Here is a 7487-nt window from a genome sequence, read left to right on the forward strand (position 1 = left end):
CGGGCGGCGGTGCGTGCGGCGTCGGCCACCCGCAGCTGGGTGACGCCGGCACTGACCGCCGCAAGGACCATCAGCAGCACAAGAACGACGGCGGGCAGCGACAGCGCCGTCTCAGCAGTCACCATCCCCAGCTCTCCTCGTCCAGCGCAGCCGTTCTGGTTGTCGGCCCCACCGCCTCGGCAGGACCGACGACCAGGTGAGAGATGCGGTTCCGCTCGGCCGGAAGGCCGGCGGGAAGCGGGGCCCGGGCGGCGGCGTCGGCCACCGCCGGGCAGCCGGACCCTTCGGGGGCGAGCGCGCCCACCCACTGTGATGACGCTGCACATCACACCGAGAGCGCCGACTCAATGATGGACTGCAGGGCGCCGCTCAAGCTGCCCGAGCGCATGAGCGCCAGCAGCAGGCCGGCGAAGGCCGCGGCCGCCAAGGTCCCGATGGCGTACTCGGCGGTGGCCATGCCCTCCTCCCGGGACACCAGGCGCCGCAAGCGGGTCGGCAGTGCCGACACGTCACCCGGGCGGGCCAGCATCACGCTGGCCCGCAGAGCGCGCAGAGTGGTCCTCGTAGGTCTCCTCATGGTGATTCTCCTCTGGTTGGTGGGGGCCAGCGCACCGCTGCTCCCCAGCGGGCGCCGTGCCCGCCCCACCAGAATCGGTCTGCTCCAAGCCCCTGCGCTCAGGGGCTTCTCAGTCCTGTGGAGACCACTCGCAGTTCCGGGTCTGTGGCCCCGGGGACCGCCCGCGCCTCAGCCGATCCGTCCGGCCACGTGAAGAGCGCCCGCCAGTGTTGTGAGCCTCAGCCCTCGATGAGCTCGCGGATCTCGGCTGCGGTGAGGGCCGCCGGGCTGAGGCCGCCCGTGCCGGCCGCGCCCTCGCCGGTCTCAACGTCGCCGGCCCCCTCGACGACCCGGGCGAAGAGCTCGGCCTTCTTCTCCTTGAGGGCCATGACCTTCTCCTCGATGGTGTCGGCCGAGACGAGCCGGTAGACCATGACCGGCTTGTCCTGGCCGATCCGGTGGGTGCGGTCGACGGCCTGCTCCTCGGCCTGCGGGTTCCACCACGGGTCGAGCAGGAAGACGTAGTCAGCCTCGGTGAGCGTGAGCCCGAAGCCGCCGGCCTTGAGGGAGATGAGGAAGACGTCGGCCTCGCCGGCCCGGAAGGCGTCGATGACGTCCTGCCGGTTGGGGGTGGAGCCGTCCATATAGGCGGTCCGTACACCGGCGTCCTCCAGGTGCTCGCGCACGCCGGAGAGGTAGCGCGTGAACTGGGAGAAGACGAGGGCTCGGTGCCCTTCGGAGAGGATCGGCCGCAGGTGCTCCAGCAGCGCCTCGACCTTGGCCGACGGACTCGGCCCCCGAGCCGGCCTCCGCTGCCGCTTGACGGAGGCGGCAGCCGCCTTGCCCTTCATCCCCTTCCCTCGGGTCGACTTGTTGCCGGAACCGCCCTTTCTGCCGAATGCCTCCTCATTCGCGTCCTCGGCGCCCTCAACGTCCTCGGGCTCGGTCCCGTCCCCGCCGTCGACAAGCTCGGGGTCGAGCGCCATCTGCCGCAGGGTGGTGAGCGCCTTGAGCGCGATGAAGCGCGACTGGGCGGTATCCTCCTCCAGCAGCCCGAGGATCCTCTGCCGCTCGCGGGCCAGGCGCTGGTCGTAGGCCTTGCGGTGCTTGGCACCCAGCTCGACGGCCAGGACCTGCTCGGTCTTGGCGGGCAGGTCCGCGGCCACCTGCTCCTTGGTGCGCCGCAGCAGGAAGGGCCGCATGCGGCGCCGCAGCCGCCCCAGCGCCTCGGTGTCCCCGCGGTCGATCGGCTTGCGGTAGACCTGCCCGAAGCGCTCGGGGTCGGGCAGCAGCCCCGGCGCCGCGATGCTCATGAGCGCCCACAGATCCATGAGCGAGTTCTCCAGCGGCGTGCCCGTGATCGCGATGGTCGACGGCGCCCGCAGCCGCCGCACGGCCTTGTAGGTGGCCGAGGCGTGGTTCTTGACGAACTGGGCCTCGTCACACACCACCCATGCCCAGTCCTGGGCGATGAACTCCTCCTCGCACAGGCGCGCGATCGTGTAGGAGGTGACGACGACGTCGGAGTCCTCGGCGATCCGCTCCAGAGACTCCTCGCGCTTGGCGGCGGTCCGCCTCACGGCCTGCACCCGCAGCCCCGGGCAGAAGCGCTCGGCCTGCTCCACCCAGGAGCCGACCACGGATGTCGGTGCGATGACGAGCACCGGTCCGGTCCTCTCCGGATCACCGGGATCAACGTCGGCCGTCACCTGTCCTTCGGTCTCCTCGCGCTGCTCGATGAGGCGCTGGACGGCGGCCAGCACCTGGACGGTCTTGCCCAGTCCCATATCGTCGGCCAGAATCCCGCCGAGACCGGCCACGCGCAGGAAGTCCAGCCAGCGGTAGCCTTCGAGCTGGTAGGGGCGCAGTGTCGCCCGCATCCCCTCGGGCACAGCCACCTCGCCAGCACCCTCACTAGAGCCGCCCGCGGTATCGGCGGCCCCGGCTCCACCGGCCGGCTCGGCGGCGGCCTCGGCGGCTCGCGCCCGCTCCAGCAGCCGCCCGACCCGCTCCTTCCAGCGAGCCGTGGCCCGCCCGATGACGCCGAGAGACTCCAGAACCTCGTAGTAGCCGGCGTGCAGGGCGCTGACCCGTAGCGCACCCTGCGCCTGCGGGTCGGCCAGCTCGCGCCCCTCCTCCATGAGGCGGGCCAGTGCCTCGATCTCCGGCCGCTCGATGCTCACCCACGTGCCCGACTCCAGGAGCACCTCGGGCTCACCGGCGGCCACGGCCGCCATGAGCAGCCCGATGGGGATCTCCTCATCACCCACGTGGACGCGCACGGACAGGGAGAACCAGTCGGGTCGGTCCTCGTCGTCGCTGACGCTGGTGGTGATGACCGGGGCGTCGGCGGCCTCGCGGTAGTCGGGGACGTCGTCGTCGACCTCGACGTCGAAGGCCTCCAGCTCGCGCAGGACCGGCAGCGTCTCGGTCATGAAGCGGGCCGTGGCCATGCCGCGCAGGTCCAGGGGGTGCCAGACGGCCGGGTGCTGGACGGCCAGGGGCAGCAGGCGGTTGAGAACCTCGCGGGCCAGGTGGGTCTCCCCCTCCACGTCTCGGCCGGCGGCCCCGTCCTCGATGCGGCCCTCGGCGGCCTCGGCGAGGTCCCCGACGCCGTGACCGTGCCGGACCTCGCCGTCCTCGGAGATGTAGCGGATGGACCACTCGGTGGTCAGGTGGTGCTCGTCGGCGTCGACGTGGACCGCGAGCGCAGCGCGCAGCGTCGTGGGCCGGGGCAGGCGGATGGAGGCGTCGGCGGACAGAATCGGCAGCGCCCGGGTGAGGGCCTCGAGGTGCTCGGTCTCGAAGCGCTCGACGTCTCCGGCCGGGATGGTGATCGTCTCCCTCTCGCCCAGGAGCAGCCGCGAGAGCGCCTCGGTGGGGCGCGGCTCGATCGGCATGAGCAGCAGTTCGCGTCCGGGCATCCACGTGTAGAAGCCGTGAACCGGGTCACCGATCGGCATGAGAGTCAGATCGAGCTCGATCCCTGGTACCTGCTGGCGGTTGATCTCCTCGACGTCGTCGATCTCCAGCGCGGGGGCGACGACGACGCCTCCGTCGCCCTCCCGGATGAGGTGGACGCCGCCGCGCAGGCCCTCGGCGAGGTGGACGGGCCGGCCGTGGCGCTGCGCGGTGGTGAGGGTCAGGCCGGCCGCCACCCCGCGGCGCAGCACCTCCCAGACGCGGGCAGGCGCGGTCATCAGGGAGACGCGGTCGTCGGCGTAGTAGAAGCCGTAGCCGCCGGCCATGCCGGCCAGCTCGCGCAGGACGCCGATCACCTCGGGGTCCGCCTCATCGTCGAGCCCACCGGAGGCGATCTGGCTCCAGGAGGCGCCCTGTCGGTTCCAGCCGCGCTTGCCCTCGATGAGCGGGAGCATGGATGGGCCGGCCGGGTTGCCCCACATGCTGCCAGTGTCGTCGATGATCTCCAGGGCCATCCGACGGTGCGGCATGCGCTCCAGCTGCAGCAGGCCGGCCAGACGGCTCTCCCAGGGAGCGACCTGACCGGCCGGGGCTGCGACGTCGGGCTCCTCCTGCGCCAGGGAACGCGCCATGATGAGCAGGGCTGCCACGTGCTTGCAGTTGGCGCCCACCGGGCACGAGCAGTTGCCGACCCAGGCCTCCGGGCTCCTCTGGTCGTGCTGCTTGCGGAAGACCATGGTCTGGTAGGTGCGCGCACCCGAGCCCTTGGACTGGGCGCTGATGATGTCCCCGTCCCCGGCGACGCCGATGCCCCACACCCGGCCCTTGCGCGCGTAGTCCAGGCCGCGCTGGAAGGCCCCATGGCCGACCCTGCTGATGATCTGATCATCAGTGAGCCTCACCGGCCAGTCGTCATGCCGAATCGCGCGCGCCATGGCCCCAGGCTAAACGCGGGGTGTGACACGACCGGTCGTCTCCTGCAGGCCCTCCGAACGCCCAGCGCGAACGGGCCCGGCCTCATACCTGGTGACACAGGGACTGGACGAGGGGCTGGCCGCCTCCTGGCCACAGGACCCAGAGTCTCCCCCTCAAGGAGGACCCGCTCCGGAGCCGGATCTCGCACCTACGAGGGATCACAAACGGGTCACGGTGCGATGCACTGGATTCATGAATGCGATGCTGATCAGTGAAGAACTGTTCCTCCTGCTGACCAAGGACTCCGGAAAACCCGAGAGTCGCATGACCTACCCGAGCTACGGCCTCACCGGCGCGCTGCTCACCGACCTGCTGCTGGCCGGCCGCATCTCCCTGACCGAGGACCGCAGCCCCCGCGTCTACATCATCAACTCCGGGCCCACTGGGCACCCCGTGTTGGACTGGGCGTTGACGGTGCTGCCGGCCAAGGACGGCAAGCGCTTCTCCTCCCTGGTCTCGTGGGGCAGGCTCGACCCCACTCGCCACATTGCCGCGTCCCTGGAGGCGGCCGGAGTCGTGCGCATCCACACGGGCGGACTGTTCGGCTCCTTCAGTCCTACCTACCCCACGCTCGACCCCGTTCCCGAGCGGCTGCTGCGTGAGCGCATCGACGGCACCCTGCGCGGGGTGCAGCCGCCCACCGGGTCCGACGTCGCCCTGCTGGCGATCCTGCAGGCGCTCCACGTGGCACCGGTCGTCCTGCCGCAGCAGGAGACCGGGCTCAGCCGCGGCGAGCTCAAGCGCCGGATCAAGGAGATATCGGGGGCGAGCCCCGTGGGCCGCGCGGTGCAGCGGGCCGTGGATGCCACGACGACGGCCATCATCGCGGCCACGAGCGCAGTGGCAGTGTCGACCAACTGACGGGTACGGCCGCGGTGCCGCCGAGCCGGGCAAATTTCGCGTAGCCCCACGGTTTTTCCGCCCGGCTACGCGAGAAATGCCCGGCTCGGCGGAAGACGGGTCACCCGCCGATGAAAGGGCGACATCCCCCAGCAGCACGCCACACCACATCACCCGCAACCGAGAGCCCGCAGCAGCAGGCCCCGCTCGACGTCAGACAACGGCTCCGCCCCGTCACCTCCCGCCGTAAAGGCGATCCCGGCGAGGACCGCCCCCAGGACCAGTCGGGCTCCGGCATGAGGATCCAGGTCGGAGGCCCCCTCACCGCGCGCCCGCGCCCGGTCCCGGATCTGCTCCAGGTGAGAGCGAGTGGCGGCGAGGAGCTCCCCGAGGAGCAGTTCCTTGAGCTCCGGGTCCTGCGGCAACTCACCCAGAAGAGACAGCACCGCCTGACCGGTGGCTCCTGACAGCGCCCGGTTCTTGTGGGCGATGAAGGCCTGCAGGTCCCCTCGCAGCGAACCGGTATCGAACCCCTCGGCCGTGGCGGCCCCAGAATCCACCGCTTCGTCAGCCACACCGGTCTCGATCATGCGCCTGGTCGAGGCCAGGACGAGCTCGCGCTTGGTGGGCCACCGGCGGTAGAGGGTGGCGGTGGAGACGCCCGCGCGCCGGGCCACGGCCGCCGTCGTCAGCGCGGCGTAGCCGTTCTCGGCCAGAAGGTCGCGCACGGCCAGCATGATCGCCGGCCCCAGAGCGGCATCGACCGGCCGCCCTGGGGTACGCTTGGTCCTCGTTGCTTGTGAACCCGCTGCGGTCATGGGGCGATCGTACCGACTAATAGCGAAACTGATTGACTTCGTTTCCTAGGGCTGTCAGGCTGCGGCTATGCGATCCTCGGAAACACACTCCATCAACGACTTCGATTCCAGCATCGACCTGAGCGGCATCCCAGTCGACACCAGCGGCCCCGTCATGGTCACCGGCGCCACCGGCTACCTGGGCAGCTGGGTCACCAAGGGCCTGCTCGACGCCGGCATCACCGTCCACGCCGCCGTGCGCGACCCCCAGAACATGAACAAGGTGGCCCACCTGAACCGCATGACCGAGCAGGCACCGGGTACTCTGCGCCTCTTCGCCGGCGACCTGCTCCAGCCCGGCTCCTACGACGAGGCGATGGAGGGCTGCGCGGTCGTCATCCACACGGCCTCGCCGTTCATTCGCGCAGTCGACGATCCCCAGCACGATCTCATCGAACCCGCCCTGGAGGGGACCCGCAACGTCCTGGCCGGGGTCGGGCGCTCGCCGTCGGTCACCCGCGTGGTCCTCACCAGCTCGATCGCCGCCATGTACGGCGACGCCGCGGACATCGAGGGCTACCCGGGGCGGATCCTCACTGAGACCAGCTGGAACACCACCTCCTCCCTGTCCCATGAGCCCTATCCCTACTCCAAGACCCTCGCGGAGAAGGAGGCGTGGAGACTGGCCGCGGGGCAGGACCGGTGGAGGCTGGTGACCATCAACCCGTCCATGATCCTCGGCCCCTCACTGGGCAGCGCCCCCACCAGCGAGAGCTTCTCCACGATCCGGATGATGATCGACGGCACCGCTCGCCTCGGGGCGCCGCGCGTGGGAATCAGCGTCGTCGACGTCCGTGAGGTGGCCCAGGCGCATATCGCCGCCGCCTTCCTGCCCGAGGCCCACGGCCGTTACATCGCTTCCGCAGAGGACACCGACATCTTCGCACTCACAAGCACGTTGCTGCCGCGCTTCGGCGGATCGCTCCCATTGCCGCGGCGCGCCCTGCCTCGGCCAGTGGTACTAGCGATGGCATCCAGACTTGGGCAGACTCGGACCTATCTTCGGCGCAACGTGGGCTACACGGTCCGCGCCGACGCCACCCGGAGCCGCCGCGAGCTGGGCACCCGCTACCGGCCGGCCCAGGCGTCCATGGAGGACATGGTCGAGCAGATGCTCCCCTAGCTCGGCCGAAGACAGGCGTCACTCGCCGCGGGGCCGACGACGCCGGGCGGCCCGGGCCGTACCGCCGCCTCTGCGCAGGTGGTGCCAGCGCTCGCGCCATAGGGCGTGGTCCTGCTCATTCTCGGCCAGGCGAGCCGCCAGACGGTGCGACTCCTCCACCGACAGTCCGCGGGCGTGCGCCCCGAGGTCGGCCAGGCGCGCGGCGACCGGTGCC

6 protein-coding genes and 1 pseudogene are annotated in these 7487 nt (G+C 70.8%); 2 read left to right on the forward strand and 5 right to left on the reverse strand.

Annotated elements, in window-relative coordinates:
- Positions 1-118: 118 nt before the first annotated feature.
- From HMPREF9056_RS13170 to HMPREF9056_RS10985, 3 genes are all read right to left on the reverse strand, one after another.
- The gene (locus tag HMPREF9056_RS13170; protein ID WP_050793063.1) at positions 119-304 is read right to left on the reverse strand and encodes a hypothetical protein; all 186 of its coding nucleotides are present in this window, start codon (positions 302-304) and stop codon (positions 119-121) included.
- A 21-nt stretch (positions 305-325) separates the two neighbouring features.
- On the reverse strand, positions 326-577 hold the full coding sequence (locus HMPREF9056_RS10980; protein WP_009405051.1) for a DUF4244 domain-containing protein: 252 nt from the start codon (positions 575-577) through the stop codon (positions 326-328).
- A gap of 218 nt (positions 578-795) precedes the next feature.
- The gene (locus HMPREF9056_RS10985) at positions 796-4413 is read right to left on the reverse strand and encodes a DEAD/DEAH box helicase (protein ID WP_009405052.1); all 3618 of its coding nucleotides are present in this window, start codon (positions 4411-4413) and stop codon (positions 796-798) included.
- 241 nt (positions 4414-4654) lie between these two features.
- Here HMPREF9056_RS10985 and HMPREF9056_RS10990 point away from each other — a divergent pair, with 241 nt between their 5' ends.
- Positions 4655-5314 (forward strand): GPP34 family phosphoprotein, encoded by a 660-nt coding sequence (locus HMPREF9056_RS10990; RefSeq protein ID WP_009405054.1) that lies wholly within the window; start codon positions 4655-4657, stop codon positions 5312-5314.
- Between the two features lie 149 nt (positions 5315-5463).
- On the opposite strand, the gene HMPREF9056_RS10995 is transcribed toward HMPREF9056_RS10990, so the two are convergent.
- On the reverse strand, positions 5464-6111 hold the full coding sequence (locus HMPREF9056_RS10995; protein ID WP_157185068.1) for a TetR/AcrR family transcriptional regulator: 648 nt from the start codon (positions 6109-6111) through the stop codon (positions 5464-5466).
- A 67-nt stretch (positions 6112-6178) separates the two neighbouring features.
- Here HMPREF9056_RS10995 and HMPREF9056_RS11000 point away from each other — a divergent pair, with 67 nt between their 5' ends.
- Positions 6179-7273, forward strand: a complete 1095-nt coding sequence (locus HMPREF9056_RS11000; RefSeq protein ID WP_009405056.1) for an NAD-dependent epimerase/dehydratase family protein — start codon at positions 6179-6181, stop codon at positions 7271-7273.
- Positions 7274-7291: 18 nt separating this feature from the next.
- Here HMPREF9056_RS11000 and HMPREF9056_RS11005 read toward each other — a convergent pair.
- Positions 7292-7487, reverse strand: a pseudogene (locus HMPREF9056_RS11005) (cation:proton antiporter); the annotation flags it as partial.

Origin of the sequence: Actinomyces sp. oral taxon 170 str. F0386, from assembly GCF_000195595.1 — a bacterium.
Classification (GTDB): domain Bacteria; phylum Actinomycetota; class Actinomycetes; order Actinomycetales; family Actinomycetaceae; genus Actinomyces.

Bases quoted from the DNA above. Each gene is read 5' to 3' on its own strand.
- HMPREF9056_RS10990 (WP_009405054.1), top strand. From the start codon at position 4,655: ATGCTGATCAGTGAAGAACTGTTCCTCCTGCTGACCAAGGACTCCGGA.
- HMPREF9056_RS11000 (WP_009405056.1), top strand. From the start codon at position 6,179: ATGCGATCCTCGGAAACACACTCCATCAACGACTTCGATTCCAGCATC.
- HMPREF9056_RS10985 (WP_009405052.1), bottom strand. From the start codon at position 4,413: ATGGCGCGCGCGATTCGGCATGACGACTGGCCGGTGAGGCTCACTGAT.
- HMPREF9056_RS10995 (WP_157185068.1), bottom strand. From the start codon at position 6,111: ATGACCGCAGCGGGTTCACAAGCAACGAGGACCAAGCGTACCCCAGGG.
- HMPREF9056_RS10980 (WP_009405051.1), bottom strand. From the start codon at position 577: ATGAGGAGACCTACGAGGACCACTCTGCGCGCTCTGCGGGCCAGCGTG.